General features: G+C 60.8%; 22 protein-coding genes. 5 read left to right on the forward strand and 17 right to left on the reverse strand.

All coding sequences use genetic code 11. The annotated features are described in order from the left end of the window. Window positions 1–41 precede the first annotated feature (41 nt). Window positions 42–740 (forward strand): RHS repeat-associated core domain-containing protein, encoded by a 699-nt coding sequence (locus tag FS767_RS02110; protein ID WP_256674220.1) that lies wholly within the window; start codon window positions 42–44, stop codon window positions 738–740. An 11-nt stretch (window positions 741–751) separates the two neighbouring features. Here the strand turns inward: FS767_RS02110 and FS767_RS02115 are convergent, their stop codons facing one another. After that, complete coding sequence (locus FS767_RS02115) at window positions 752–1,327, reverse strand: DUF2780 domain-containing protein (RefSeq protein WP_144964029.1); 576 nt, start codon at window positions 1,325–1,327, stop codon at window positions 752–754. Between the two features lie 197 nt (window positions 1,328–1,524). Here FS767_RS02115 and FS767_RS02120 point away from each other — a divergent pair, with 197 nt between their 5' ends. Next, window positions 1,525–2,286, forward strand: a complete 762-nt coding sequence (locus FS767_RS02120) for an RHS repeat-associated core domain-containing protein (RefSeq protein WP_240928467.1) — start codon at window positions 1,525–1,527, stop codon at window positions 2,284–2,286. A gap of 263 nt (window positions 2,287–2,549) precedes the next feature. On the opposite strand, the gene fdhA is transcribed toward FS767_RS02120, so the two are convergent. Next, entirely contained in the window at window positions 2,550–3,749 is a 1,200-nt protein-coding gene (gene fdhA / locus FS767_RS02125; RefSeq protein ID WP_023532721.1) for a formaldehyde dehydrogenase, glutathione-independent, read from the reverse strand. 551 nt (window positions 3,750–4,300) lie between these two features. Between fdhA and FS767_RS02130 the strand changes: the two genes are divergently transcribed. After that, window positions 4,301–5,128: an RHS repeat-associated core domain-containing protein gene (locus FS767_RS02130; RefSeq protein WP_256674221.1), complete on the forward strand. Its 828-nt coding sequence runs from the start codon at window positions 4,301–4,303 to the stop codon at window positions 5,126–5,128. 63 nt (window positions 5,129–5,191) lie between these two features. Here FS767_RS02130 and purU read toward each other — a convergent pair whose 3' ends face one another. From purU to FS767_RS02160, 6 genes are all read right to left on the reverse strand, one after another. After that, on the reverse strand, window positions 5,192–6,049 hold the full coding sequence (gene purU / locus FS767_RS02135) for a formyltetrahydrofolate deformylase (protein ID WP_144964032.1): 858 nt from the start codon (window positions 6,047–6,049) through the stop codon (window positions 5,192–5,194). 11 nt (window positions 6,050–6,060) lie between these two features. Beyond that, window positions 6,061–6,693, reverse strand: coding sequence for a sarcosine oxidase subunit gamma (locus FS767_RS02140; protein ID WP_058602975.1), 633 nt, complete (start codon window positions 6,691–6,693; stop codon window positions 6,061–6,063). 184 nt (window positions 6,694–6,877) lie between these two features. Next, window positions 6,878–9,895 (reverse strand): sarcosine oxidase subunit alpha, encoded by a 3,018-nt coding sequence (locus FS767_RS02145; RefSeq protein ID WP_058602974.1) that lies wholly within the window; start codon window positions 9,893–9,895, stop codon window positions 6,878–6,880. Beyond that, window positions 9,892–10,227, reverse strand: coding sequence for a sarcosine oxidase subunit delta (locus tag FS767_RS02150; protein ID WP_027913567.1), 336 nt, complete (start codon window positions 10,225–10,227; stop codon window positions 9,892–9,894). The genes FS767_RS02145 and FS767_RS02150 overlap by 4 nt, the downstream gene beginning before the upstream one ends. Before the next feature lie 14 nt (window positions 10,228–10,241). Continuing rightward, the gene (locus FS767_RS02155; protein ID WP_023532460.1) at window positions 10,242–11,492 is read right to left on the reverse strand and encodes a sarcosine oxidase subunit beta family protein; all 1,251 of its coding nucleotides are present in this window, start codon (window positions 11,490–11,492) and stop codon (window positions 10,242–10,244) included. 15 nt (window positions 11,493–11,507) lie between these two features. Then, complete coding sequence (locus tag FS767_RS02160; RefSeq protein WP_058602972.1) at window positions 11,508–12,761, reverse strand: serine hydroxymethyltransferase; 1,254 nt, start codon at window positions 12,759–12,761, stop codon at window positions 11,508–11,510. Window positions 12,762–13,102: 341 nt separating this feature from the next. Between FS767_RS02160 and FS767_RS02165 the strand changes: the two genes are divergently transcribed. Then, window positions 13,103–14,143 (forward strand): low specificity L-threonine aldolase, encoded by a 1,041-nt coding sequence (locus FS767_RS02165; protein WP_144964033.1) that lies wholly within the window; start codon window positions 13,103–13,105, stop codon window positions 14,141–14,143. A 115-nt stretch (window positions 14,144–14,258) separates the two neighbouring features. Here the strand turns inward: FS767_RS02165 and FS767_RS02170 are convergent, their stop codons facing one another. From FS767_RS02170 to gbcB, 4 genes are all read right to left on the reverse strand, one after another. Next, entirely contained in the window at window positions 14,259–15,080 is an 822-nt protein-coding gene (locus tag FS767_RS02170) for an RHS repeat-associated core domain-containing protein (RefSeq protein ID WP_144964034.1), read from the reverse strand. A 149-nt stretch (window positions 15,081–15,229) separates the two neighbouring features. Continuing rightward, entirely contained in the window at window positions 15,230–15,532 is a 303-nt protein-coding gene (locus tag FS767_RS02175) for a cell division protein ZapA (protein WP_144964035.1), read from the reverse strand. Then, entirely contained in the window at window positions 15,529–15,759 is a 231-nt protein-coding gene (locus tag FS767_RS02180; RefSeq protein ID WP_100852392.1) for a hypothetical protein, read from the reverse strand. The genes FS767_RS02175 and FS767_RS02180 overlap by 4 nt, the downstream gene beginning before the upstream one ends. 206 nt (window positions 15,760–15,965) lie before the next feature. After that, window positions 15,966–17,066 (reverse strand): glycine-betaine demethylase subunit GbcB, encoded by a 1,101-nt coding sequence (gbcB, locus tag FS767_RS02185; RefSeq protein ID WP_100852393.1) that lies wholly within the window; start codon window positions 17,064–17,066, stop codon window positions 15,966–15,968. A gap of 294 nt (window positions 17,067–17,360) precedes the next feature. Between gbcB and gbcA the strand changes: the two genes are divergently transcribed. Next, window positions 17,361–18,653, forward strand: coding sequence for a glycine-betaine demethylase subunit GbcA (gbcA, locus tag FS767_RS02195; protein WP_144964036.1), 1,293 nt, complete (start codon window positions 17,361–17,363; stop codon window positions 18,651–18,653). Window positions 18,654–18,706: 53 nt separating this feature from the next. Here the strand turns inward: gbcA and FS767_RS02200 are convergent, their stop codons facing one another. The 5 genes from FS767_RS02200 to dgcA all read right to left on the reverse strand — a co-directional run bounded on the left by FS767_RS02200 (window position 18,707) and on the right by dgcA (window position 25,939). Beyond that, window positions 18,707–19,507 (reverse strand): RHS repeat-associated core domain-containing protein, encoded by an 801-nt coding sequence (locus FS767_RS02200; RefSeq protein ID WP_178102698.1) that lies wholly within the window; start codon window positions 19,505–19,507, stop codon window positions 18,707–18,709. Between the two features lie 196 nt (window positions 19,508–19,703). Beyond that, window positions 19,704–20,474, reverse strand: a complete 771-nt coding sequence (locus FS767_RS02205) for an electron transfer flavoprotein subunit beta (RefSeq protein WP_144964037.1) — start codon at window positions 20,472–20,474, stop codon at window positions 19,704–19,706. 10 nt (window positions 20,475–20,484) lie between these two features. After that, entirely contained in the window at window positions 20,485–21,717 is a 1,233-nt protein-coding gene (locus FS767_RS02210; RefSeq protein ID WP_100852396.1) for an electron transfer flavoprotein subunit alpha/FixB family protein, read from the reverse strand. Further along, a complete protein-coding gene (gene dgcB / locus FS767_RS02215; RefSeq protein WP_144964038.1) occupies window positions 21,717–23,672 on the reverse strand; it encodes a dimethylglycine demethylation protein DgcB in 1,956 nt (651 codons plus the stop codon). The genes FS767_RS02210 and dgcB overlap by 1 nt, the downstream gene beginning before the upstream one ends. A gap of 206 nt (window positions 23,673–23,878) precedes the next feature. Continuing rightward, window positions 23,879–25,939, reverse strand: coding sequence for a dimethylglycine demethylation protein DgcA (dgcA, locus tag FS767_RS02220; protein WP_027913555.1), 2,061 nt, complete (start codon window positions 25,937–25,939; stop codon window positions 23,879–23,881). Window positions 25,940–25,950 lie beyond the last annotated feature (11 nt).

Raw genomic sequence — 25,950 nt, forward strand, 5'->3', positions numbered from 1 at the left:
GCGCCAAGACTCAGGCTTACCGACTTGCAAGGCCAAACCCTGTGTCAGCAGCGCTGCGTGCCTATTGCCCTTACGGGTACTACCAAAATCAAGCAAGCCCTGCATCCATGCTTGGCTTCAATGGTGAGCGGTACGATCCGTTTACTTATGGGTATGCCTTGGGTCAAGGCTACCGTTGCTACAGCCCGACATTGATGCGTTTCCAAGGGCCAGACGACCTCAGTCCGTTTCTAGAAGGAGGGTTTAATACCTATGTTTATTGCAAGGGTGATCCCATTAATTACCTAGACGACTCAGGGCATGCTCCGACGCCAGCGCAACTGAATGCGGCCATCAATAAGCTGAAGCCTGTTCAATCGGGCCGTGCCAAACAGCAACCCTCTACCAGAATAAATAGACGCAACGAGCAACCCGCCGCCCTTGCGATCAAAATGGAGAAGAAGGCAAAAAGCGTGAGTTTTGCGGGAGACACCATCTCTGATAGGAACCGCCCTGCTCATTACAGGGAGTACCAAGAGCGAAAAAAACTTATCAACAAAATGAATCGGCTTCATGCCTTTAATGAGTTACTGAATAACGACCTCAATCAACTCTGGAGCCCTGTCACTCGAAGCACCTATCGAGCGTATAACCTCTTACCCGCTTATCGGCGCCGGCTTGAGTCGATCAATCACAGCCTCCGCGAAGTGCAGTTGGAAAAGGAAGCAATCCAGTTACGCCTGCAACAAATCCGCCGATAAAGCACGCTATTTCACACCGACGGAGTGGCTGCCGCTGCTGGCATAGTCCATAGACTACCCAGATTCTGCAACAACGACCCGGCTATCCCCTGCTGCCCCAGGTACTGCAGCAGCAACGGCGCGAACTGCCCGATCATCCCGGTATCCATACCCAGCGCCTTGAACGCATTATCCAGGTCGCTGCGGTTTTCCACGTCGTTGCCCAAGGCATTGCTCAAGGCCAACTGGCTTTCGCTGTTCTTGCCCAGCATTTCACCCAGCCCGCTCAAGCCAACCAGCGCATTGGCCCCGGCCAGCAGGTCCAGCCCCGGTACCGCCTTGGCCAACTGGCCATAGTCCTCGCTGCTGAGGTTGTTACGCGCCAACCCCATCATCGCTCCCGCCCCGCCCACGGCCTGTTCGGGGGTGATCTTCAATTCGCTGCCCAATATGTTGAGCAGGTTGGCCTGCGCCTCGGGCGCCTGCACCTGGCCCTGCTGTTTCTGGTTCTGCACGGTCGACACGGCATTGGCGGCATCGCTGAGATTGAAGGCAAACACCGGGCTTGCGGCCAAGGTCATCAGGGTTACCAGGGTGGATGCTTTCATCGGGAGGGACCTCATGGGCCGGGCTGGCCTAGGAAACGAGGCTTTAGACTGACCTTAAGGGGGATTGTTCCCAGCCAACTGACGGGGCTTCGGGATGGCTTGCAGAGGCGACCTACCTGATATTTCTACTAGTTGATACCTGTCATGGAATGCCAGAAGCTGACCGATGTGACTTATCAGGTTCGAAAGGTGAGAAAATGAACAATCATAAAATGCGAACTTACACTGCGTACGGCTACTCAAACAAGACGTTATCACCAAGTTCCATTCTTGAATTTAATGGTGAACCTGCGGATGTTTTCACGGGATTTTACATTCTCGGCGCCGGATATAGGGCTTATTGGAATTATTTGATGCGATTCCTATCACCTGATAGCTTAAGTCCATTTTATGCCGGCGGCATTAATGCCTATTGCTACTGTGCCAATGACCCGATTAACAGCGCTGACCCTTCAGGTCATGTTGGAGTGCGCCTTACTATTTTGAGACGACAGCAAAAACCAATGCTCCAAAGTCGATCACAAATACTGGCTCAACTAGACAGCCCTGCGCAAGTCAATACAAGCTATCGACGAGATGCACCTCCTTATCTCACTACCCATCCCCATGCTTTCTCGACATCAGGTACTCCACCCTCCTACGATCCAGGCACTCTACCAAGCTATTCAAAGCGGCTACCAGCTGGACACAAGCGATTGGTTACTCCTACCCTATCGCCCACTGGGAAATTTGTAGAACAAAGTAAACCACCCAGCTACGAAAGACCTAAACTCCTTCAGCCTCCTGAAATCCAAAAATATCGAGCTGAACTTGAAGAAATCAATTCCCGACATAAAAGACTGAAAATGGCACGTAGAGAGCTTAAGCGCAGAAACCTGTATATTCCAGACTATTATAGGCGAGATATTAATGAACTACGCAGTGAGCGCACTCGTATCCGAGAACTGCTTGCAGCCTGATGGGAATCCGCTGCGCCGCGTGATGTCACTCTTACTAGGCTCTGTGTGAAAAGTCTTGAGACGAAGGTCAGGCAAGGCGAAAACAGCCGAGGAAGCGGAGTTTACGGGTTGTAAATGAGCATTCCGAGGCTGTTTTCAACGCAGCATCACCGAGTATCAAGGCTTTTCACACAGAGCCTAGGGGCAGTCCCCGTTTTTTCAACCACAGGGCCAGATATGAAAAAAGCCCCTCAATCTGAGGGGCTCTTGTTAAGCAAAACTCCTTACGCCGCCCCCCACATCTTATGCGGGTCAATCACAAACTTCTTCGGCACACCCGCATCGAACTCGCCATACCCTTCCGGCGCCTGATCCAGGTTGATCACCTGCACGCCCACCACTTCGGCAATGTTGATGCGGTCCCACATGATCGCCTGCATCAGCTGGCGGTTGTACTTCATGGTCGGGGTCTGGCCGGTGTGGAAGCTGTGCGACTTGGCCCAGCCCAGGCCGAAGCGGATGCTCAGTGCACCGATTTTTGCAGCGGCGTCCACCGCACCCGGGTCTTCGGTCACGTACAGGCCGGGAATACCGATCTGCCCAGCCACACGGGTCACCTGCATCAGCGAGTTCAACACAGTTGCCGGTGCCTCATGCTTGGCGCCTTCATGGCCATGGCCGCGAGCTTCGAAGCCTACGGCATCGACGGCGCAATCCACTTCCGGCTCGCCAAGAATGTCCACGATCTGTTCGTGAAGCGGCGTGTCCTTGGACAGGTCGACCACTTCGAAACCCTGGGACTTGGCGTGGGCCAGGCGCGCAGGGTTCAGGTCACCGACGATGACGCAGGCAGCGCCCAGCAGGCGGGCCGAAGCGGCAGCAGCCAGGCCTACTGGGCCGGCACCGGCCACGTAGACGGTGCTGCCAGGGCCGACCCCAGCGGTCACCGCACCGTGGTAGCCGGTCGGCAGAATATCGGACAGGCACGTCAGGTCACGGATCTTTTCCATGGCCTTGTCGCGCTCAGGTAGCTTGAGCAGGTTGAAGTCGGCGTACGGCACCAGCACGTATTCGGCCTGGCCACCCGTCCAGTCACCCATGTCGACATAGCCGTACGCACCACCGGCACGGGCCGGGTTGACGGTCAGGCAGACGCCAGTGTGCATTTCCTTGCAGGAGCGGCAGCGACCACAGGCGACGTTGAACGGTACCGAGACCAGGTCGCCGATCTGCATACGCTCGACGTCACTGCCCTTCTCGACGATTTCGCCAGTGATTTCGTGGCCCAGCACCAGGCCGACCTGGGCAGTGGTACGGCCGCGGACCATGTGCTGGTCGGAACCGCAGATGTTGGTGGAAACCACCTTGAGGATCACGCCGTGCTCGATCTTCTTGCCGCGTGGGTCTTGCATTTTCGGGTAGTCGATTTTCTGCACCTCGACCTTGCCCGCGCCGAGATACACCACTCCACGATTGCCAGACATGCTCTTACCTCGCTTTATTTGTATTTATGCAGCGGTGGTGAACGCGCCGCCATCCATGGGCGGCATGTGTTACTGGATGGGGGAATTGTGGGCTCGATGGGCGATGTCGCAGTGACTGGTTGCGACAGGGGTATATCTGTTTGCGGCGCCTACCGCCTGGAGGGTGAGCGGTCGCAGCCAAGCCGCTACCTGACATTATTTGTATTCAGGCAGCGGTGGTGAACGCGTCACCCTCCATGGGCAGCCCATGTCATTGAAGTGTTAAGCCACTGTGCGGTGGCTGGAAACAGCAGGGGGATACTTTTTCACCGTGGCCCGTTTGGCAACCTATTAGTTTTGCCAGTGGTAGAGGCACGGTGGGTGTTCAAAATGGACGTGTGTCAACCGCACACATCCGTTGCACAGAGACGTTCATCATGACGACAACGAACCGTTTGCTTTATTTCTACCAGGCTAACAGGCTCATCGCAGTGCAACAGAGCGGCGACCACCGCTCTGTTTTTCGCATCGCAGGCACGCCCTTAGCCGAACAACTATCAGGACAACTGGCCATGAGCCTGCTCGCAGCCGAGGGGAGCGGGACCGTACTGCGGGCCGGCTGTGCTGGTCAGAACGAACCACACCACTACACAGCTTACGGGTACGATCCGAAACTGCCTTCCTCCATGACGCTGCTGGGGTTTAACGGCGAAGTACTAATTGCGTTGCAAGATGACTACGCCCTTGGCCAAGGCCATCGCTGTTTCAGTCCGGCGAGAATGCGCTTCAATACACCCGATAGGTTGAGCCCTTTCGAAGCGGGCGGTTTGAATACTTACTGTTACTGTGAAGGGGATCCAGTCAACTACATAGACCCCAGCGGAAAAATGAAAGGCTTAGGGAGGAGCGCCAAGCCGTCCGTGAATGCTCCTAATGCAAGTACCCGACGACCCCGCCACTCACCGCCTCCCACCACCAGGCTGTCAAACTTAACGAACAACAACACGGTGGCGGCCGCACAACCGTCTGCGTCAAGGAAACCCGTTGGGCTTTTACCCCGGCAGGCCGTATTACGTTCTGACAACCCTAATCCCAGCCCTAGGTCTGACTGGATAGAGGACCCCAGAAGTGACTCATTTATATTCAACGTAAATACAAACCCAAAACCCACGGCCGTGATCACACCCATTCAAACTTCGCAGTCATCAGGCCCCTACCCGCAGCAGCCCCACTCCCCTGCATCTTCAGCGAACTCGTCAAGGGACTCGACGCCCGCTGAAAGTCGATCATCCAGTCCTCCACCTGGACTGATACCCGACTTCGTTCAGAGAACTATCGATATTCGCCAAAGCCCTTTTTACAGCCGTCGACACGACCCATCTAATTTTTATGGCTCATAGCCAGCATGCCGGCTCCCACACGGGCGTCAACTGCCCTGATGTCCAAACAGCCAGCACAACCGGTCAGAGCACAACCGTCCGATTGGCGTTCAGAAACACCCGTCTTTCTATGTGATACCCCACCGCCCGCGCCAGGGTCAGGCACTCGATGTCTCGTCCCTTGGCGATCAGGTCCTCGGGGTAATAGGTATGGTCCACCACCTCCACGCCCTGGGCGATGATCGGCCCTTCGTCCAGGTCGTTGTTGATGTAGTGCGCCGTGGCCCCGACCATCTTCACACCCTTGTTGTACGCCTGGTGGTATGGCTTGGCGCCTTTGAAACCGGGTAGCAGTGAATGGTGGATGTTGATCGCGCGGCCATCGAGCTGCCGGCACAGTTCGGGCGAGAGCACCTGCATGTAGCGGGCAAGGATAACCAGCTCTACGCCGGTCTGTTCGATCACCTGCAACACCTTGCGCTCCTGCGCAGGCTTGTCTTTGGGATCGAGCGCGAAGTGGTAGTAGGGAATCTTGTGCCAGTGTGCCAAAGGCTCGAGGTCGGGGTGGTTGGAAACCACTGCCACCACGTCCATGCCCAGTTGACCGATGCGCTGGCGATACAGCAGGTCGTTCAGGCAATGATCGGCCTTGGAGACCATGATCACCACCTTGGGGCGATGGTTGGGCGCCGTCAGCTCGAACGCCATGCCAAACGCCTCGCTGCGCTCGGCAAGGCCTGCACGCAACCCGTCTTCGTCGAAGCCATCAGGCACGCGAAACTCCACGCGAATGAAGAAGCGCCCTGACAGCCGATCATCGAAGGAGTGGTGCTCCGTCACGTAGCAGCGTTGCTCGAAGAGGTAACGCGTCACCACGTCGACGGTACCGAGCATGCTCGGGCAGTCGGCGGTGAGAATCCAGGTATCCGGTGCCCGACTCATGGTGGTTCTCCTTAAGCCTCGATGGCCAGTCCGTACTCGGCCGATGCGTCCTGCAGCCACAGCCACCAGTAATCGGAGAAGCTGCGGCGGATGACCAGTTCCCAGGTGTCTTCGGCGGTGCGCCGAATCACCAGCTGCGACTTGGCGAACACCGTACCGACAGCCTTGCCGACCGGGAAGTTGTTCGGATGCACGTCGTAGCTGGTGGATTTCATCAGCACTTCACGCACGTTCGGGCCGCGCAGTTCCAGCAGGCTCTGCCCACCGCTGACGTTGACCACCTGGATGTGTTGCCCTTCCAGGGCATCGCGCAACTTCTGCTCGATCGCCACTTCCTGTCCACCCGGGACGATCAGCAGCCACTCATCAGGGCCGACCCATTGCAGCGACAGGTCGCCGCTGGCCACAACGGTCAATGCCACCGGCAACTCCAGGCCAAGGGCCTTGTGTACGCCACCGGCAAAGGCGGGATCATGGCCGTTGCCACGCAGGGTCAGATGGCCGAGGAACTTACGCTCGCGCAGGGTCACGCCGGCGTTGTTGCGGCCCTTGCCCACCAGGCTTGCCAGGTCGGCGTGGTGCAATGGCGACTCGGCCTTGGCCGAGGCACCGGGGTTTTGCTCGAAGACGTTGATAGCGCTCATTTCATACCTGCCTAGAATTCTTGTTCGTCGATGGGATGCAGGCATCCGGTCCAGAAAGCTCCGCCGGCCTCATCGCCGGTGAGCCTGCGCCTACTAGAAGCGCATGAACCTTGATGTCTGCACCGCGCCTGCAGGAGCCGGCTTGCCGGCGATCGGCCTGGCCTGCTCCCCCAGGGGCCCGGAGTCAAACGTTCTGCCGCTCACCCTTCGGATCGAAGAACACCGAAGACACGATTTCTGCCTCGATCACGCTGCCATCAGCCTGAGGCGAGTAGACACGCTCGCCCATGCGCTTCAAGCCACCTTTGACCACGCCCATGGCGAACGAATAGCCCAGGGAGTTGGCGGCGTAGCTGGAAGTGACGTGACCAACCATGTCCATCGGGATGGGCTGCTTCGGATCGAACACCAACTGAGCGCCCTCGGGCAGCCACTGGTTCGGGTCGATCGGTTTCAGGCCAACCAGCTGCTTGCGGTTTTCACGCACGCAGTCTTCACGGTTCATGCCGCGCAGGCCGATCCACGAATAGGGCTTGTTGCGCCCTACGCACCAGCTCATGTTCAGGTCGTCCGGGGTCATCGAGCCGTCCGTGTCCTGGCCGACGATGATGAAGCCCTTCTCGGCACGCAACACGTGCATGGTCTCGGTGCCGTACGGGGTCAGGTTGTACTTCTTGCCTGCCTCGACGATCTGCTCCAGCACGCCCATGGCGTAGTTGGCCTGCACGTTGATTTCGTACGACAGTTCACCAGTGAACGAGATACGGAATACACGGGCCGGCACACCGCCGACGTTGCCTTCCTTCCAGGTCATGAACGGGAAGGCTTCCTTGTCCATGTCGATGTCGGTCAACTCGCTGAGCAGCTTGCGGCTGTTCGGCCCGGACAGGGTCATGGTCGCCCAGTGGTCGGTCACCGAGGTGAAGTACACCTTAAGGTCCGGCCACTCGGTCTGGTGGTACAACTCCAGCCACTGCAACACGCGCGCCGCGCCGCCAGTGGTGGTGGTCATGATGAAGTGGTTGTCGCCGACGCAGGCGGTTACGCCGTCGTCGAACACCATGCCGTCTTCCTTGCACATCAGGCCATAGCGCGCCTTGCCCACATCGAGCTTGGTCCAGGCGTTGGTGTACACGCGGTTGAGGAACTCGCGCGAATCCGGGCCCTGGATATCGATCTTGCCCAGAGTGGAGGCGTCCAGGAAGCCGACGCTGTCACGCACCGCCTTGCACTCACGGGCAACGGCGGCGTGAATGTCTTCACCGGCCTTGGGGAAGTACCACGGGCGCTTCCACTGGCCGACGTCTTCGAACTCGGCGCCGTTCTTCACGTGCCAGGCATGCAGGGCCGTAAAGCGCACGGGCTCGAACAGGTGCCCACAGTGACGACCCGCCACCGCGCCGAACGTCACCGGCGTGTAGTTGGGGCGGAACATGGTGGTGCCCATTTGCGGGATGGTGATGCCCATCGAACGCGCCGCAATGGCCAGGCCGTTGATGTTGCCCAGCTTGCCCTGGTCGGTACCGAAGCCCAGCGCGGTGTAGCGCTTGACGTGCTCGACCGACTCGAAGCCTTCACGGGTAGCCAGCTCGATGGCAGCGGCCGTGACGTCGTTCTGCTGATCGACGAACTGCTTCGGCGCACGGGCGGTGCCCTTGTCGTGTGGCACCTGGAACAGCGCCAGGGTGGCGTCTTCCTTGCGCGAAACGGTTTTCGGCAAGGTGCCTACGGTTGCCTTGAAGCCTGCTTCGGTGGCTGCACGCACGCCGCCTTCGAAGCCGTCGGCAATGGCATCGCCCAGCGGATAGACACCGTTGATGCCGCCAACGCACTCGCGCTTTTGCGGGGCATTGCCCGGCACGAAGCCCAGGATGTCTTCACGCCATACCGGACGGCCGCCCAGGTGCGAAGCCAGGTGAACCACAGGGCTATAGCCCCCGGAGGTGGCGATCAAATCGCACTCGAGGGTTTCACCAGGGCTGGTGACCTTGTGGGCCTGCACATCGATGGCCGCCACACGAGCGCCAGTGACGTGCTTGCTGCCTTTGGCTTCGATGACGGCACTGGAGGTGAGGATACGAATACCCTTGGCGCGCGCTTCTTCGACCAGCGAGCCACGTGGGTTGTGGCGCGCATCGGCGATGGCCACCACTTGCAGCCCAGCATCGTGCCAGTCCAGCGCGGTACGGTAGGCGTGGTCGTTGTTGGTCGACAGCACCAGCTTGCGGCCAGGTGCTACGCCGTAGCGACGAACGTAGGTCGAAACGGCGCCGGCCAGCATGTTGCCCGGCACGTCGTTGTTGCCGTACACCAGCGGGCGCTCATGGGCGCCGGTGGCCAGTACCACACGTTTGGCCCGTACACGGTGCACGCGGTGGCGCACCTGACCGAGCGGAGCACGGTCGCCCAGGTGGTCGGTGAGGCGCTCATGGATGGTCAGGAAGTTGTGGTCGTGGTAGCCGTTGACCGTGGCGCGTGGCAGCAAGGTCACTTCCGGCAGGCCTTCGAGCTCCTTGATGACGCCACTGACCCATTCAGCGGCCGGCTTGCCGTCGAGGGTTTCACGGGTGTCCAGCAGGCTGCCACCGAATTCTTCCTGCTCGTCCGCCAGGATCACGCGAGCACCGCTGCGCGCAGCGGCAAGGGCCGCCGCCAGGCCCGCAGGCCCTGCACCGACGATCAGCACGTCGCAGTGCTGGTTCATGTAGTCATAGCTGTCCGGATCATTCTGCAGCGGCGCGCGGCCAAGGCCGGCTGCCTTGCGGATGTACTTCTCGTACGTCATCCAGAACGACTTGGGGTACATGAAGGTTTTGTAGTAGAAGCCCGGCGGCATCATGCTGCCGCCCACCTTGCCGAGGATACCCATGACGTCATTGTTGACGTTCGGCCAGCCATTGGTGCTGGTGGCGACCAGGCCCGAATACAGGGCTTGCTGGGTGGCGCGCACGTTGGGGATCTGGGTGGCTTCGCTGGAGCCGATCTGCAAGATGGCGTTCGGCTCCTCGGTGCCTGCGGCGATGATGCCGCGCGGACGCGAGTATTTGAAGCTGCGGCCAACGATGTCGACGCCGTTGGCCAGCAGGGCCGCTGCCAGGCTGTCGCCGGCATAGCCCTGGTAAGTCTTGCCGTTGAAGGTGAAGTTCAACACCTTGCTGCGGTCGATACGGCCGCCGCTGGCGAGGCGATAGGTCTGGCTCATACGTTGACTCCCCGTTCGTTTACAGCAGCCGAGCGCGCCGGTGTGTGTTCACGGGCGCTGACTTGCGGCTTCTCGCCAATCTTGTAGGTTTCCAGGATCTCGTAGGTTTCGGTGTTACGGGTGACGTTGAAATACTGACGGCAGCCGGCAACGTGATCCCACAGTTCGTGGTGGATACCGCGCGGGTTGTCACGGTAGAACATGTACGTGCCCCACTCCTGGTCGGAACAGGCGTTGGGGTCCAGCGGGCGGGCAATGTGCGCCTGGCCAGAGGCGTGGAACTCTTCTTCGGAGCGCAGCTCGCCGCAGTGGGGACAGAAAATATGCAACATGACGGTGTCTCCGGTTAGTGGGCGACGGCGGCAGCGCCGTGTTCGTCGATCAGGGCGCCGTTGTAGAAGCGGTCCATGGAGAACGGCGCGGCCAGTGGGTGCATCTCGCCCTTGGCCAGGCTCGCGGCGAAGACGTTGCCCGAACCTGGGGTCGCCTTGAAGCCGCCAGTACCCCATCCGCAGTTGAAGAACATGTTCTTGACCGGGGTCTTGGTGATGATCGGGCAGGCGTCCGGCGAGGTGTCGACGATGCCGCCCCATTGGCGGTTCATGCGCACACGCGAGAGGTTGGGGAACATCTCGACGATGGCCTGCAAGGTGTGCTCGATCACCGGGTAAGAACCACGCTGGCCGTAGCCGACCCAGCTGTCGATACCCGCACCGATCACCAGGTCGCCCTTGTCCGACTGGCTGATGTAGCCGTGCACGGCGTTGGACATGATGACGCTGTCGATGATGGGCTTGATCGGTTCGGAAACCAGTGCCTGCAAGGGGTGCGACTCGAGCGGCAGGCGGAAGCCGGCCAGCTTGGCCATGTGGCCGGAGTTACCTGCCGTGACCACACCCACGCGCTTGGCGCCGATGAAGCCCTTGTTGGTTTCCACGCCGATGACCGCGCCGTTTTCCTTGCGGAAACCCGTCACTTCGGTCTGCTGGATCAAATCCACGCCCAGGGCGTCGGCGGCACGGGCGTAACCCCAGGCCACGGCATCGTGACGGGCAACGCCGCCACGGCGCTGCACGGTAGCACCCAGGATTGGGTAACGGGTGTTCTTGGAGCAGTCCAGGTACGGAATCTCGGCCGCGACCTGGGCGGTATTGAGCAGCTCGCCATCGACGCCATTGAGGCGGTTGGCGCTGACCCGGCGTTCGGAGTCACGCATGTCCTGCAGGGTATGGCACAGGTTGTACACGCCGCGCTGGGAGAACATGACGTTGTAGTTGAGGTCCTGGGACAGGCCCTCCCACAGCTTCATGGCGTGCTCGTAGAGGTGGGCCGACTCGTCCCACAGGTAGTTGGAGCGCACGATGGTGGTGTTACGGGCGGTGTTGCCGCCGCCCAGGTAACCTTTTTCGATCACCGCGACATTGGTGATGCCGTGTTCCTTGGCCAGGTAGTAGGCCGTGGCCAGACCGTGGCCACCACCGCCGACGATGACCACGTCGTACACCTTCTTCGGTGTCGGCGTACGCCACATGCGCTGCCAGTTCTCGTGGTGGCTGAGGGAGTGCTTGAGAAGGCCGAAGCCCGAGTAACGTTGCATGGTGTGGGACTCCACTCAGCGGTAAACAGGGAAATCTGCGCACAGCGCCGCGACATTGCTGGCCACATCGGCTTCGACATCAGCGTCACCGAGGTTGTCGAGCACGTCGCAGATCCAGCCGGCCAGGGCCACGCATTGGGCGACCTTGAAGCCACGGGTGGTGACCGCCGGGGTGCCGATGCGCAGGCCCGAGGTCACGAACGGCGATTGCGGGTCGTTGGGTACGGCGTTCTTGTTGACGGTGATGTGCGCGCGGCCCAGGGCAGCGTCGGCATCTTTGCCAGTCAGGCCCTGGCGAATCAGGCTGACCAGGAACAGGTGGTTGTCGGTGCCACCGGAAACCACGTCATAGCCGCGTTCGATGAACACCTGCGCCATGGCCTGGGCGTTTTCGATGACCTGCTTCTGGTAGCTCTTGAACTCAGGCTCAAGCGCTTCCTTGAAGCACACCGCCTTGCCGGCGATCACGTGCATCAGCGGGCCGCCCTGGGCGCCCGGGAAGACGGCAGCGTTGAGTTTCTTCTCGATCTCTTCGTTCGACTTGGCCAGGATCAGGCCGCCACGCGGGCCGCGCAAGGTCTTGTGGGTAGTGGTGGTCACCACGTCCGCGAACGGGATCGGGTTCGGGTAAAGGCCCGCAGCGACCAGCCCGGCCACGTGGGCCATGTCCACGAACAACAGCGCCCCGACTTTGTCGGCGATGGCGCGAAAACGCGGGAAATCCAGGGTCTTGGAGTAGGCCGAGAAGCCCGCGACGATCATTCTGGGCTTGTGCTCGACCGCCAGTCGCTCGACTTCGTCGTAGTCGATCAGGCCGGTATCGGTGTCGATGCCGTACTGCACGGCGTTGTACAGCTTGCCCGAAGACGACACCTTGGCGCCGTGGGTCAGGTGGCCGCCATGGGCCAGGCTCATGCCCAGGATGGTGTCGCCAGGCTGCAGCAACGCCAGGTACACCGCGCTGTTGGCCGAGGAGCCGGAGTGCGGCTGGACGTTGGCATAGTCGGCACCGAACAGCTGCTTGGCGCGCTCGATGGCCAGCGCTTCGACCTTGTCGACATGCTCGCAGCCACCGTAGTAGCGCTTGCCTGGGTAGCCTTCGGCGTATTTGTTGGTCAGGCCGCTGCCTTGGGCCTGCATCACGCGCTTGGACGTGTAGTTCTCCGAGGCGATCAGCTCGATGTGGTCTTCCTGACGCTGCTCTTCGGCACTCATCGCCGCCAGCAGTGCATCGTCGTAACCCTGGATCTGGTCTTGCTTGCTGAACATCTTGTATCTCCCGGCAGCGATCATTTTTTGTTCGGAGGGTTCACTTTGACCCTTTGTGGCGATGGTAGGGCTGGCCGGGGTGTGCCAGATGCCTGCGCACGCCTTGCAATGGCGCGTTTACGACATTCGTTTTTTTGCTGGTGCTGACGGCCTCTTCGCGGGTGAACCCGCTCCCACTGGTACAGCGGAGCCCTGAAGGTTGTACTGGCCCTGTGGGAGCGGGGGTAACCTGCGAAGAGGCCAGCCCAGACAACCAGAAACCCAACAATGCACAGCTTGTATAGGCAACTGCCGAAACGATGGTTTAGAGTGCTGATCTGCGTCGTTCAAAGGACAGTGCCATGACAGACAAGAGCCAACAATTTGCCAGCGACAACTACTCCGGCATCTGCCCCGAAGCCTGGGCCGCCATGGAGCAGGCCAACCATGGACATGACCGCGCTTATGGCGACGACCAGTGGACCGAACGCGCCGCCGAGCACTTTCGCAAGCTGTTCGAAACTGACTGCGAGGTGTTCTTCGCTTTCAACGGCACCGCCGCCAACTCGCTGGCCCTGGCCTCGCTGTGCCAGAGCTACCACAGCGTGATCTGCTCCGAGACTGCCCACGTCGAAACCGACGAGTGCGGTGCACCCGAGTTCTTCTCCAACGGCTCAAAGCTGCTGACCGCGCCCAGTGTGAACGGCAAGCTGACACCCCAGTCGATCCGCGAAGTGGCCCTCAAGCGCCAGGACATCCACTACCCCAAGCCACGGGTGGTGACCCTCACCCAGGCCACTGAAGTGGGCACCGTCTACCGGCCCGACGAGCTGAAGGCCATCAGCACCACTTGCAAGGAGCTGGGCCTCAACCTGCACATGGACGGTGCGCGCTTCAGCAATGCCTGCGCATTTCTGGGGTGCAGCCCGGCAGAAATCACCTGGAAAGCCGGCGTCGATGTGTTGTGCTTTGGCGGTACCAAGAATGGCATGGCGGTTGGCGAGGCCATCCTGTTCTTCAATCGCCAACTGGCCGAAGACTTCGACTACCGCTGCAAGCAGGCCGGGCAACTGGCGTCGAAAATGCGCTTCCTCTCCGCCCCCTGGGTCGGCCTGCTGGAAGGCGGCGCCTGGCTGCGCTACAGCGCCCATGCCAACCGCTGCGCGCAGTTGCTGGCGTCATTGGTGAGCGATTTGCCAGGGGTGCAACTGATGTTCCCCGTAGAGGCCAATGGCGTCTTCCTGCAAATGCCCGAACCTGCCCTCGAAGCTTTACGCAACAAGGGCTGGCGGTTCTACACCTTCATCGGCAGCGGTGGCGCGCGCTTCATGTGCTCATGGGATACCGAAGAAGCACGGGTGCGGGAACTGGCGGCGGATATACGCTGTTTCTTAAACTGCTGACAATTACGTGAGCACGACCTAAGGCCACATTAGCATCGTGCAGACGACATCAGTATCTCTGTAACGCTGGTTACGGTTGAGTCGTAAACTCGTGTGCCCGGCGTTCGACCTGCCATTAAACGATGTCTTGGCGAATTTGCTCAACCGCTTGTTGCGGAGTTCTGCTCAATTCAGGCTCCGCTTCCATCAATAATCGCTGGGCCGCAAGCTCCACCCGAGATTTAAGAGAGGGTTCAAATGCGAGCTGATGAGCGAGGTGAATGTGTTGCGGTGAGGCGCCGCTTCTGGTCAGGTAATGTACCACCGAGGACGCGGTTGTGCTGGAGCTGCCGCCTAAATTTTTCAGATCTACAATACGCAATTTTTGCAGCAACGCATCGGTTGCAGGGCTGCGCTCCAACAGAAGGCGTTCGAGTCGGGAGGCCTTTTGTAGAGACCCAAACGGCCGGGGTCTCGATTCGTCTTCATACCAGAAGGCGGTAGGGCGGGTATGACCGCTAATTGGCTGAGGGCCAGGCAGCTGATTCTCCACATCCCATTCCCTGCTAGTGGCAATTAGATGTCTGCCTGGAGTTGATCGGCTAGTGAGTTTGCGACTCCCAAATACACTCCATTGGGGTACACGTCCGGTCGGGTCCTGCTGATTGACCGGATCGTTGGCCACGTACGAATAGCTATTCAAACCACCGGCTTCGAACGGGCTGAGTTCATCAGGGGCTTGAAAACGCATCAAGGTCGGGCTGTAAGTTCTGTAGCCATTTCCGAGCGCATACCCGCCAGTGTCATGACAAAAGACCTGCCCATTGAAACCTAAATGAATGGCGCTTGCCCCGGGTCGAAGATAGCCGTAAGCCGTATAGCTAACGGTCGTGACTCTACCCTCCAATCCCAGCACGGATCGGGCAGCCCTCGATACTGCATTCTTTTCGATCATCATGAAATCTCACAACCTCGCCATCAAGATGCTTATCCTTGCGCAAAGCAAGTCGATGTTGAAGCTGACAGAAATGATGGTGAGCAAACCCTCTTGCCACCGAGGGTCTGCAATAGGCGATCTAGTGCCTGACCTAGTCGCATAGCGGTAAGTCAGCTTTCACTAATCGTGCGAGCAATAACATCGACTGTTGCGTCGATACGTGCCTGAGCCCGCTCCAGATCACTTTTGTGATCGATCTTCAGCTGAATTTGCTGAGAACACAGATTCAATGCCGCCAGCACCAGCAATTTGTCACCGATCAGCGTGGGGTACTGGCGCTTGGTCTGGGCCAATACGTTGTTGAGCATCTGTACCGCCTGGGCGAGGATTGCCTCCTGGCCTTCGGGCGCCTTGATCGAATAGTCGTTGCCAAGAATCGACACGACATTGACCGGCTGCGCTTGCAGGTTCATGCGTTGACGACACCCGCGCTGGCGCGCTCGACCAACGCCTGGATACGGGCAGCCGTGGCGCCGTTCTTTTCTTCCTGCTCCATCAAGGACAGCTGCAGGGTTTCGTTCTCTTCGTTTGCCTGGGCCAGTTGCTGGCCGAGTGCGTTGTTCTGCTCGGTGAGTTGAGCGTTCTTTTGCATCAGGTCGCTGACCAGTTGCTCGAGTTGATTGAGGGAAGCTTCAAGCATGGGTCTATCTCAGGTTGTTGCGAGGGGCGCACACGATAAAGAAAACCGTTGCCCATCGCCATTAAATATCGGATTCACAAGGTTTCTACCCCGCACATTGACAGGGTAACCCCCCTCTTGTTCCGACCTGAGTCAACCATCGGTCAGTCAAACACAGGGAGCTGCACGGCAGCCCCCCCTGACAGATCCAAGGCCGTGCCAGAAACTCAGTAGTCGATGCGCACATCCCCTTTCGGCACGCTGCAGCACGACAGGATGTACCCCTCGGCTTCATCTTCCTCGGTGATACCGCCGTTGTGCTCCATTTCGACTTCACCACCCAGCTTGAGCACCTTGCAGGTACCGCAAATGCCCATGCCGCAAGCTTTCGGGATCATCAGGCCGACCTTGGCCGCTGCAGCGTGCACGGTTTCGCCAGGGGCGATGCGGATGCTCTTCTCGCTGCCGATGAACTCCACCAGGTTGAGGTCGGCGGCGTCCACTTCCGGTGCATCGGCGGCCGCTTCGGCGTGTTCGACCGCATCGGCCTTGGCTTCGGCTGGCGTCGCCCCGAACGACTCCTCGTGGTAATTGTTCATGTCGAAGCCGACAGCCTCGAGCATGCGCTTGACCGCCGTCATGTAAGGGGTCGGGCCACAGCAGAACACCACACGCTCCATGTAGTCCGGCGCGATCAGTTCCATCAACCGCTGGTTCAGGTAGCCACGGTAGCCCGCCCAAGGCTCGCCCAGGCCATGCTTCTCGCAGATGATGTGCAGGCTGAAATTGGGCACGCGGGACGCCATCTGCTCCAGTTCGCGATGGTAGATGATGTCCTTGGGTGAACGGGCACTGTGAACGAAGACCATGTCGACATTGGCGTTGGTGTCATAGAACCAGCGGGCCATCGACATGACCGGGGTGATGCCCACGCCGCCAGACAGGTACAGCACCTTGGCGCCTGGAAAATCGATGGCATTGAACAGCCCTACAGGTCCGTGTACCGGCAGCTCGGCACCTTCGTGCATGGTGTCATGCAGGAAGTTGGACACCAGGCCGCCAGGTACGCGCTTGACCGTGATGGAGAAGCTGTAGGGCACCGAAGGCGAGCTGGATATGGTGTAGGAACGCATCACCGGCTTGCCTTCGATTTCCAGCTCCAGGGTCACGAATTGCCCGGGCTTGAAGAAGAACATGATCGGCTGGTCTGCCATGAAGCAGAAGGTGCGCACGTCCCAGGTCTCCTGGATGACCTTGACGCAGCGCACGATGTGGCGGCCGTTGGCCCAGGTCTGGGTAGTGACCGGATTGAGGAAGGTTTCGGACATGTTCATCTCCAGCAGCCGACAGTTGGCCTTTTTATGGCTCGGATGATGCTCAAGCTTGCGACCTTGAACATTCCTGCCAGCGACATCGGCGTACTTATCGCGACCAGCCCCGCACGACAAGGGTTGCGGCGTCGTAATTCAAATCGGCCATGTCGCCCATGGATACGGTTCACGCCGCCTTCGGACGCACACTCCACCGCAAAACAACACGCTGTTCATGGTTAACAGCCTTGCGGCACCACAACAACGATTAGCCACCTTTTGCCGGCCGCACACGGCCCCGAGGAATACACGATGGACGTCACCGCAACCCTGAGCCTGGGCGATCCACTTGAACCTGCACGCAAGGCGACTGCCCAGATGCTGCAGAACCGCGAGCGCACCTACTCGCTGCCCCAGCCGTTCTACACCGACGAGCGTCTGTTCCAGATCGACATGCAGGAGATTTTCCACAAGGAGTGGCTGATCGCCGGCATGACCTGCGAGATCCCGGCGAAGGGCAATTACCTCACGCTGCAGATCGGCAAGAACCCGATCATTGTAGTGCGTGGTACCGAGGGCAAGGTGCATGCGTTCTACAACGTGTGCCGTCACCGCGGCTCGCGCCTGTGCGTCAGCGAAAAAGGCAAGGTGGCCAAGCTGGTGTGCCCTTACCACCAGTGGACCTACGAGCTGGACGGCCGCCTGCTGTTCGCCGGCACCGAGATGGGCGCCGACTTCGACATGAACCAGTACGGCCTCAAGCCTGTGAACGTGAAGGTCGCGGGCGGCTACATCTTCATCAGCCTGGCGGAAAACCCGCCAGCCATCGACGAGTTCCTGGCCACCCTGGACCACTACATGGAACCGTACGACATGGAAAACGCCAAGGTGGCGGTGCAGACCACCTTGATGGAAAAGGCCAACTGGAAGCTGGTGCTGGAAAACAACCGCGAGTGCTACCACTGCAATGGCTCGCACCCGGAGCTGCTGCAGACCCTGCTGGAATGGGACGACACCAACGACCCGCGCGCCAGCCAGGAATTCAAGGACCACGTGGCCGCCTCTGCTGCCGCCTGGGAAGCCGAAAAGATCCCGTACCTGCACAAGAGCCACGGCCTGCGTAACCGTATCGTGCGCATGCCGCTGCTCAAGGGCACCGTCTCGATGACCATGGACGGCAAGCAGGCCTGCCAGAAGCTGATGGGCCGCATCAAGAACCCAGACCTGGGCTCGATGCGCATCCTGCACCTGCCGCACTCCTGGAACCACTGCATGGGCGATCACATGATCGTGTTCACCGTGTGGCCGATCAGTGCCCAGGAAACCATGGTCACCACCAAGTGGCTGGTGCACAAGGATGCCGTGGAAGGCGTGGACTACAACCCTGAGAACATGCGTAAGGTGTGGGACGCCACCAACGACCAGGACCGCCGCCTGGCCGAAGAGAACCAGCGGGGCATCAACTCGACGGCGTACCAGCCTGGCCCCTACTCCAAGACGTATGAGTTTGGGGTAGTGAACTTCATCGATTGGTACAGCGGGCGCCTGCTGAACAACCTAGGGGCGGAGCCTGCGTCGTACCTGAAGGAAGTGCAGGCGCAGTAACCGGCTGGAACCAGGATAGCGACAGATGTCGCTATCCTTTCTTTAAGCCGACGTCAGGTAGTCCTCAGCGCTGCAGCATCCATCTGAATCCTGTCCAGGAAGCCTGGGGCTGCAGAGTGCCTGGGTTCCCTGAAAGACCTGGCAACGACCGGCGCCGGTATCTCGGCCAACTGCACGTTGTTGACGAGTGTGGGTTCACTCAATCGCCAAGGTTTCGCTTGAGCCAGCCTCCATGCTTCATAGGTTGAGGTGCCCAGCGACACTATCGTCAGCGCTGCAAGCGCCCAGGTTTGCCAATCGCTATCCGGGTCTACCGTTCTGGTCACACTAACGGTCAGCCCCGCCGTACCCGAAAGGGCGCTGACACTCGATAGCACCCAGTCAGCGCGCGACGGCTTAGGGATAGTCGCTCCAGAAGACTCCAGGGCAGTCCGTGGGGCCGAATTGATTTGCTTGTAGAAAGACCTGAAACGTAGGCCGCTGATAAAGACGCCCATGAGGTTGGTAAAGATGCTCAGCACTGGCAGTACATAGTCCTCTGGCTTTTGCCCAGTAGGGTCGCTGTGGTTGACTGGGTCACCCACACAGTAGGCATAAGCATTCAAGCCGCCGTCACCAAACGGGCTCAGCGTGTCCGGTGTTTGAAAGCGCATGATCGATGGCTTGTAGTTCCGGTGTCCATTCCCTAGCGGGTAGCTGCACGTCAGCGGATCGCGCAACTCTCCACAAAAGGCAAGGCTTGACTCCGAGAGCTCGTTCCCAGCGCCATAGGGCGAATAAACGCGATGACCTGGGCGCCGCTTGTCTGATACGGGATATCGGCGGTCTGTGTTATGGAGAAAGGTCTGCATCATTCCCGAACTCGCATGGCATGCGTGCAGGATAGACAGGTATGGAGCGTTTGGAGTACTGGCAGAAATGGCAGGTCGATATGGAGCGCCCCCCCGCTGCGCTCGCTTGGGGGGGGACGGGTTTACCCGCGATCACCAGCACAGCCGGTGCGAGCCACTGCGCTGGATGCCTCGCGGGTTCAGTCATGTGGCACGCCCGTCAGCGCAGCACGCCTTCCTCCACCAATAGTTTCATGATGGCTTCGGCGCCTTCCTGCGGCGTGACGTCCTTCAGCACCTTGCCCCCGCCCCCACTGGCCTTGGCCGTTGCGGCCTTCATCCGGTCAGCGCCGCTCTTGGCCTTGATAACCTTCAAGCGCTTGGGCCGTGGGCGCGCCGGCTGCAGGGCCTCTTCGCCCAACAGCTCATCCTCCACCACCTGTACGTCCTGCGCCGCCAGCACACCACGGCGCGCTGGCCCAAAGGCGCTCTGGCGCGGCTTGGGCGCGGCGTTATCCACCGTTGCCACCATGGGTAGGCGTACTTTCAAACGCCGGCGCTGACCGCGCGGTAGCGCCTGCAACACCTGGGCAGTACCGTTCTCGATGGATTCCACCTCGGCCAGCCCCACCACCAACGGCCAGCCCAGTTTTTCGGCAAGCAGGAACGGCAGCATGCCCGACCCCTCCCCCGTCTCGGCCTGGCTGCCGGCAAGCACCAGTTGCGCGCCGGCACCGCGCAGATAATCGCCTAGCGCTCCCAGCACATCGGCGCCAGCGGGTTGCTCAAGCACATCCAAATGTTCCAGGCCCATCCCTAGGTAACCGCGCAACGCTTCCTCACGGGGATCCCCTGCATGCACGACTTGCAGGTCTTCGCCGGCCAGTTGCAGGCCCAACTCGACTGCCCGCGAGTCCTGCTCGGCGCGCCGCGTGCGACCGGAGCTTGGATGCGCACCGATCGAAACCAGGCTGATGACTTTCGTACTCATGCTCGTGCCCTTATGCCGCGTCACGCTGGGCGCCGTTGCGGAACTGTTCCACAGCGTCGATCAGTGCCTGAAGAATCGCCGCGCTGTCGCCAATCACCGACAGGTCGGCGCGTTTGATCATGTCGCAACCCGGATCCATGTTGATCGCCACCACCTTGTCGCAGGCGCCGATGCCCTGCAGGTGCTGGATAGCGCCAGAGATACCCACCGCCATGTACACCCGAGCCGTCACCCACGTACCCGTGGCGCCGACCTGGCGATCACGCGGCATGTGGCCATCGTCCACCGCCACCCGCGATGCGCCCTGGGTCGCGCCCAGTGCCGTGGTCGCTTTGTGGAACAAGGCCCAGTCCTTGACCCCGTTACCGCCGGATACGATGAACTCGGCTTCGGCCATGGCGATCTTGGCCGGGTCGACGGCCACCGAGCCCAGGTCCTCGATGCGCGAGATACTGCGCGCCACACTGCCGGACAACTCGACCGGCAAAGCCTCGTGACGGGTTTCGCTGACAGGCTCTGCACATTCGGCCGCAGCCAGGATCAGGCGTGGCAGCGCGCGTTGCATGTCTTGCTGACCCGCACCGGCGCGGCCGATGCACTGCCCGTCCTTGACCTGCCAGACGCGCGTGGCCGGACGCTCGCCCAGCGCAGCACCCAGGCGTCGGCCGAGCTCGCCACCGCCGGTGCGGCTGTCTGGCAGCAGCCAGTGGCGCGGAGCGAACTGGTTGTCGACAGCGCGCAGGCCCTGCACCAACTGCTCCGGTGCATACCCTTGATACGCCTCGCCTTCGATGACCAGCAAGCGGTCCACACCTGCGCCGGCAAAGTTGGTTTCCTTGTGCTCGCCGAACACGATTGCCAGCACCGCACCATCACTGCCCGCCAGCCCATGGGCCAGGCCCAGCAGGTCGCGGTCGTGGCTACCCAGGCGTCCGCCGATCATGTCCGGTACTACGGCAATGTAGAACGCAGGCTCTGGCACCTGGTGCAGCGGCAACTGCACTTCGGCCGCAGCGCTACGCCGTGCGCCACCACTGGTGCCCTGTTGGGCCCCCGAGCGGTCGATGCGCTTGAGGCCGTTGGGGCCGATGAAGCCCGCTGCACTGGCGTGAGGGTTCTTGCGCACGAGGCCGTTGGGCCCCATCCAGCTGGTCTGTTGCGTCTGCATGGCTGCATGCAGCGGATGCAGGCGGTTACGGGCGATCCACTCGGCGCGAGGGTCGCGGCGGATGATGTCGCTCATCAATGCACCTCCGCAGGTTCACGTTTGGATTTCGCAGGCTTGGCAGCCGCTGGCTGGGCCTCTTCCTCGATCAGTACATCGGCCACCAGTTCGGCCAGGTCCTTGATCAGCGGCCGTGGCTCTACCACCCCTTCAAGCATGGCCGTGCACTGCGGGCAGCCCACGGCAACCACTTCGGCTTCGGTGGTGCGGATGTCGTCCATGCGCATGTCGGGAATACGCTGTTTGCCAGGGATGTCAGTGATCGGCGCACCGCCGCCCCCGCCACAGCAACGTGAGCGAAAGCCCGAGCGCTCCATTTCGCGAACTTCGATTCCCAGCGCGCGGAGCACCTCGCGAGGCGCCTCGTACTCGCCGTTGTAGCGGCCCAGGTAGCACGGATCGTGGTAGGTGACGCTGCCGCCCTTGTGCTGACCCAGGTTGAGCTTGTTGGCGCCAATCAGCTCGGCGATGTAGGTGCTGTGGTGCTGCACCTGGTAGTTGCCGCCCAGTGCGCCGTACTCATTCTTGAGCACATGGAAGCTGTGCGGGTCGCAGGTGACGATGCGCTGGAACTTGTACTTGGCCAGGGTCTGGATATTGCGTTTGGCCAGTTGCTGGAACGTCGCTTCGTCACCCAGGCGGCGCGCCACGTCGCCGCTGTCGCGCTCCTCCAGGCCCAGCACGGCGAAGTCCACACCCGAAGCCTTGAGTACCTTGACGAACGAACGCAGCGTGCGCTGGTTGCGCATGTCGAACGCGCCGTCGCCCACCCAGAACAGCACCTCGGTGCTCTTCACCTCGGACAGCAGCTTGAGGTTCAGGTCGGCAGCCCAGTTCATGCGGCCACCCGGTGCGAAACCACCGGGGTTGTCAGTGGCAATCAGGTTGTCGAGCACCTCGGCACCCTTGTTCGGGGTGGCGCCCTTTTCCAGGGTGAGGTGGCGGCGCATATCGACGATGGCATCGACGTGCTCGATCATCATCGGGCACTCTTCAACACACGCGCGGCAAGTGGTGCACGACCACAGTGTCTCGGCATCGACCAGACCATTGACGATGGGCTGGTGGGGGTGGCCGCCGTGCTCACCCAATGGCTTGCCAGGATAGGGGCTGCCAGCAAACTTGGCGTCGGTCCCGCCCGCCAGGCCGATGACCATGTCCTGAATGAGTTTTTTCGGGTTCAACGGCTGCCCAGCGGCGAAGGCCGGGCACATGGCTTCGCACTTGCCGCATTGCACGCAGGCGTCAAAGCCCAGCAGCTGGTTCCAGGTGAAGTCCACCGGCTTTTCCACGCCAAGCGGCGCACGGGGGTCTTCCAGGTCCAGCGGCTTGAGGCCAGTGGAGCGGCCACCACCGAAACGCTCGGCGCGCCGGTGCCAGGCCAAGTGCAGGGCACCAGCGAAGGCGTGCTTCATGGGCCCGCCCCAGGTCATGCCGAAGAAGAGCTCCGACACGCCCCACAGCACGCCCAGGCCCAGAATGCCGACCATCACCCAGCCGCCCGTGTTGGCCGGCAGAATACCGGCCACCGGCAAGGTGGCGATGAAGAAGCTGGCAGCAAATACCAGCAGGCTCTTGGGCAGGCGCATCCACGGGCCCTTGGACAGGCGCGAAGGCGGGTTCAGGCGACGCTTGAAGACGAAGATGGCGCCGGTGAACATGACCACCGTGGCCAGCAGCAAGGCGTAACCCAGGATCTTGCTCTGCAGGCCGAAACCGTGCACCAGGATCGCCAGCAGCGCCGAGAGCACGAAACCACCCGCGGTGGCCACGTGGGTGTTGGACATGTACTTGTCGCGCTCGACCACATGGTGCAGGTCCACCAGGTAGCGGCGCGGCATGGCCAGCAGGCCGCCGACCAGGTCCACCTTGGAGGGCCGGCCACGGCGCCACATGTTCACACGGCGCAGCGCACCGAGCACGGCAAGCCCGAGCGCGGCGAACAGCAGGATGGGTAGAAGGGTGTTCAACATGGGAAGCTCCCACAACAGCTAGATTCTTGCGCCACCCCGAAGGCCAGCGCGGACCCCTGTAGGAGCGGCCTGTTGCCGCGAAAGGGCTGCGAAGCGGCCCCAGCATCCGTGGTACTGATCAAATGCTGGGGCCGCTGCGCGACCCTTTCGCGGCGCAAGGCCGCTGCTACAGGGGGGCCAGTCCCGCTTTCAGAAAGGCGGTGCGATCAGAAGTCCTTGCACAGACGCAAGGCATCGTAGATCGCCGCATGCACGTTACGCTGGGCCACACAGTCGCCGATGCGGTACAGCAGGTAGCCTTCGCCTGGCTGGCTCAAGATCGGCTGTGGCTTGATGGCGAACAGCGCCTCCACGTCGATCTGGCCCTTGTTGCGCGAGCCGTCCTTGAGGGCGTAGTACAGTTGCTCGTCCGGACGCACCCCGTTCTCCACCACCACCTGATCGACCACCCGCTCTTCCTTGGCGCCGGTATACTCGTTCTCCAGCACAGCGACCAGCTTGTCGCCCTCGCGGTAGACTTTCTCCAGCATCATGTCCCCGGTCATGATCACTTCCTTGGGGTACATGCTGCGGTAGTAGGTCGGGAAGGTCGTACCGCCCATGGCCACACCCGGCTTGATGTCGTCGGTGACGATCTCGACCTGGCTCCCCTTGTCAGCGATGAAGTCGGCCACCGACATGCCGGTGAACTCGCAGATGGTGTCGTACACCAGCACGTTCTTGCCCGGTGCGACCTTGCCATCGAGCACGTCCCAGCTGCTGACCACCAGCCCTTCTGCTGCACCCCAATGTTCGTTCTGCTCCAGGAACGAATGCCCGCCCACGGCCAGCACGATGATGTCCGGGCGCAGATCCTGGATGGTGTCTACATCGGCCGCAGTGCCCAGGCGCAGGTCCACCTTCAGGCGGGCCAGCTCCAATTGGTACCAGCGGGTAATGCCAGCAATCTGGTCACGTTGCGGCGCCTTGGCCGCGATGGTGATCTGGCCACCGATCTGGTCGCGTTTTTCGAACAGGGTCACATCGTGGCCACGCTCGGCGGCCACGCGCGCCGCCTCCATGCCTGCAGGGCCGGCACCGACGATGACGACCTTGCGCTTGGCGCCCGTGGTCTTCTCGATGATGTGGGGCACACCCATGTACTCACGGGAGGTCGCGGCGTTCTGGATACACAGCACGTCCAGGCCTTGGTACTGGCGGTCGATGCAGTAGTTGGCGCCGACGCACTGCTTGATCTGGTCGATCTGGCCCATCTTGATCTTGGCGATCAGGTGCGGGTCGGCCATGTGTGCACGGGTCATGCCGACCATGTCCACATAACCACCTTCGAGAATCCGGGTGGCCTGGTTCGGGTCCTTGATGTTCTGCGCGTGCAGGACCGGGACCTTGACCACTTCCTTGATGCCAGCTGCCAAATGCAGGAACGGCTCTGGCGGGTAGCTCATGTTCGGAATGACGTTGGCCAGGGTGTTGTGGGTGTCGCAACCCGAGCCCACCACACCGATGAAGTCGAGCATGCCGGTGCCATCGTAGTAGGCAGCGATCTGCTTCATGTCCTCGTGGCTGAGGCCATCGGGATGGAACTCGTCGCCGCAGATCCGCATGCCCACGCAGAAGTCGTCGCCCACTTCGGCACGCACGGCCTTGAGTACTTCCAGGCCGAACTTCATGCGGCCTTCGAAGCTGCCGCCCCACTCGTCGGTACGCTTGTTGACGCGCGGGCTCCAGAACTGGTCGATCATGTGCTGGTGCACCGCCGACAGCTCGACGCCATCGAGGCCACCTTCCTTGGCACGGCGGGCCGCCTGCGCGTAGTTACCGATCACACGCCAGATCTCTTCCACCTCGATGGTCTTGCAGGTGGCGCGGTGCACCGGTTCGCGGATGCCCGAAGGCGACATCAGGGTCGGCCAGTTGAAGCCATCCCAGCGCGAACGACGACCCATGTGGGTAATCTGGATCATGATCTTGGCGCCATGCTTGTGCATGGCGTCGGCCAGGTTCTGGAAGTGCGGAATGATACGGTCGGTGGACAGGTTGACAGACGACCACCATTCCTGCGGGCTGTCGATGGCCACCACGGATGAGCCGCCGCAGATGGCCAGGCCGATGCCGCCCTTGGCCTTTTCTTCGTAATACTTCACATAGCGGTCGGTCGTCATGCCGCCGTCAGTGGCGTAGACCTCGGCGTGCGCGGTGCTGAGCACGCGGTTGCGGACGGTCAGTTTGCCGATCTGGATCGGCTGGAACATTGCTTCGAATGCCATGACGCTATCTC

Source organism: Pseudomonas sp. DE0010 (genome assembly GCF_007680745.1).
Classification (GTDB): domain Bacteria; phylum Pseudomonadota; class Gammaproteobacteria; order Pseudomonadales; family Pseudomonadaceae; genus Aquipseudomonas; species Aquipseudomonas parafulva_B.

Coding starts and splice junctions, on each gene's coding strand:
- FS767_RS02115 (WP_144964029.1), bottom strand. CDS start 1,327: ATGAAAGCATCCACCCTGGTAACCCTGATGACCTTGGCCGCAAGCCCG.
- FS767_RS02120 (WP_240928467.1), top strand. CDS start 1,525: ATGAACAATCATAAAATGCGAACTTACACTGCGTACGGCTACTCAAAC.
- fdhA (WP_023532721.1), bottom strand. CDS start 3,749: ATGTCTGGCAATCGTGGAGTGGTGTATCTCGGCGCGGGCAAGGTCGAG.
- FS767_RS02130 (WP_256674221.1), top strand. CDS start 4,301: ATGAGCCTGCTCGCAGCCGAGGGGAGCGGGACCGTACTGCGGGCCGGC.
- purU (WP_144964032.1), bottom strand. CDS start 6,049: ATGAGTCGGGCACCGGATACCTGGATTCTCACCGCCGACTGCCCGAGC.
- FS767_RS02140 (WP_058602975.1), bottom strand. CDS start 6,693: ATGAGCGCTATCAACGTCTTCGAGCAAAACCCCGGTGCCTCGGCCAAG.
- FS767_RS02145 (WP_058602974.1), bottom strand. CDS start 9,895: ATGAGCCAGACCTATCGCCTCGCCAGCGGCGGCCGTATCGACCGCAGC.
- FS767_RS02150 (WP_027913567.1), bottom strand. CDS start 10,227: ATGTTGCATATTTTCTGTCCCCACTGCGGCGAGCTGCGCTCCGAAGAA.
- FS767_RS02155 (WP_023532460.1), bottom strand. CDS start 11,492: ATGCAACGTTACTCGGGCTTCGGCCTTCTCAAGCACTCCCTCAGCCAC.
- FS767_RS02160 (WP_058602972.1), bottom strand. CDS start 12,761: ATGTTCAGCAAGCAAGACCAGATCCAGGGTTACGACGATGCACTGCTG.
- FS767_RS02165 (WP_144964033.1), top strand. CDS start 13,103: ATGACAGACAAGAGCCAACAATTTGCCAGCGACAACTACTCCGGCATC.
- FS767_RS02170 (WP_144964034.1), bottom strand. CDS start 15,080: ATGATGATCGAAAAGAATGCAGTATCGAGGGCTGCCCGATCCGTGCTG.
- FS767_RS02175 (WP_144964035.1), bottom strand. CDS start 15,532: ATGAACCTGCAAGCGCAGCCGGTCAATGTCGTGTCGATTCTTGGCAAC.
- FS767_RS02180 (WP_100852392.1), bottom strand. CDS start 15,759: ATGCTTGAAGCTTCCCTCAATCAACTCGAGCAACTGGTCAGCGACCTG.
- gbcB (WP_100852393.1), bottom strand. CDS start 17,066: ATGTCCGAAACCTTCCTCAATCCGGTCACTACCCAGACCTGGGCCAAC.
- gbcA (WP_144964036.1), top strand. CDS start 17,361: ATGGACGTCACCGCAACCCTGAGCCTGGGCGATCCACTTGAACCTGCA.
- FS767_RS02200 (WP_178102698.1), bottom strand. CDS start 19,507: ATGATGCAGACCTTTCTCCATAACACAGACCGCCGATATCCCGTATCA.
- FS767_RS02205 (WP_144964037.1), bottom strand. CDS start 20,474: ATGAGTACGAAAGTCATCAGCCTGGTTTCGATCGGTGCGCATCCAAGC.
- FS767_RS02210 (WP_100852396.1), bottom strand. CDS start 21,717: ATGAGCGACATCATCCGCCGCGACCCTCGCGCCGAGTGGATCGCCCGT.
- dgcB (WP_144964038.1), bottom strand. CDS start 23,672: ATGTTGAACACCCTTCTACCCATCCTGCTGTTCGCCGCGCTCGGGCTT.
- dgcA (WP_027913555.1), bottom strand. CDS start 25,939: ATGGCATTCGAAGCAATGTTCCAGCCGATCCAGATCGGCAAACTGACC.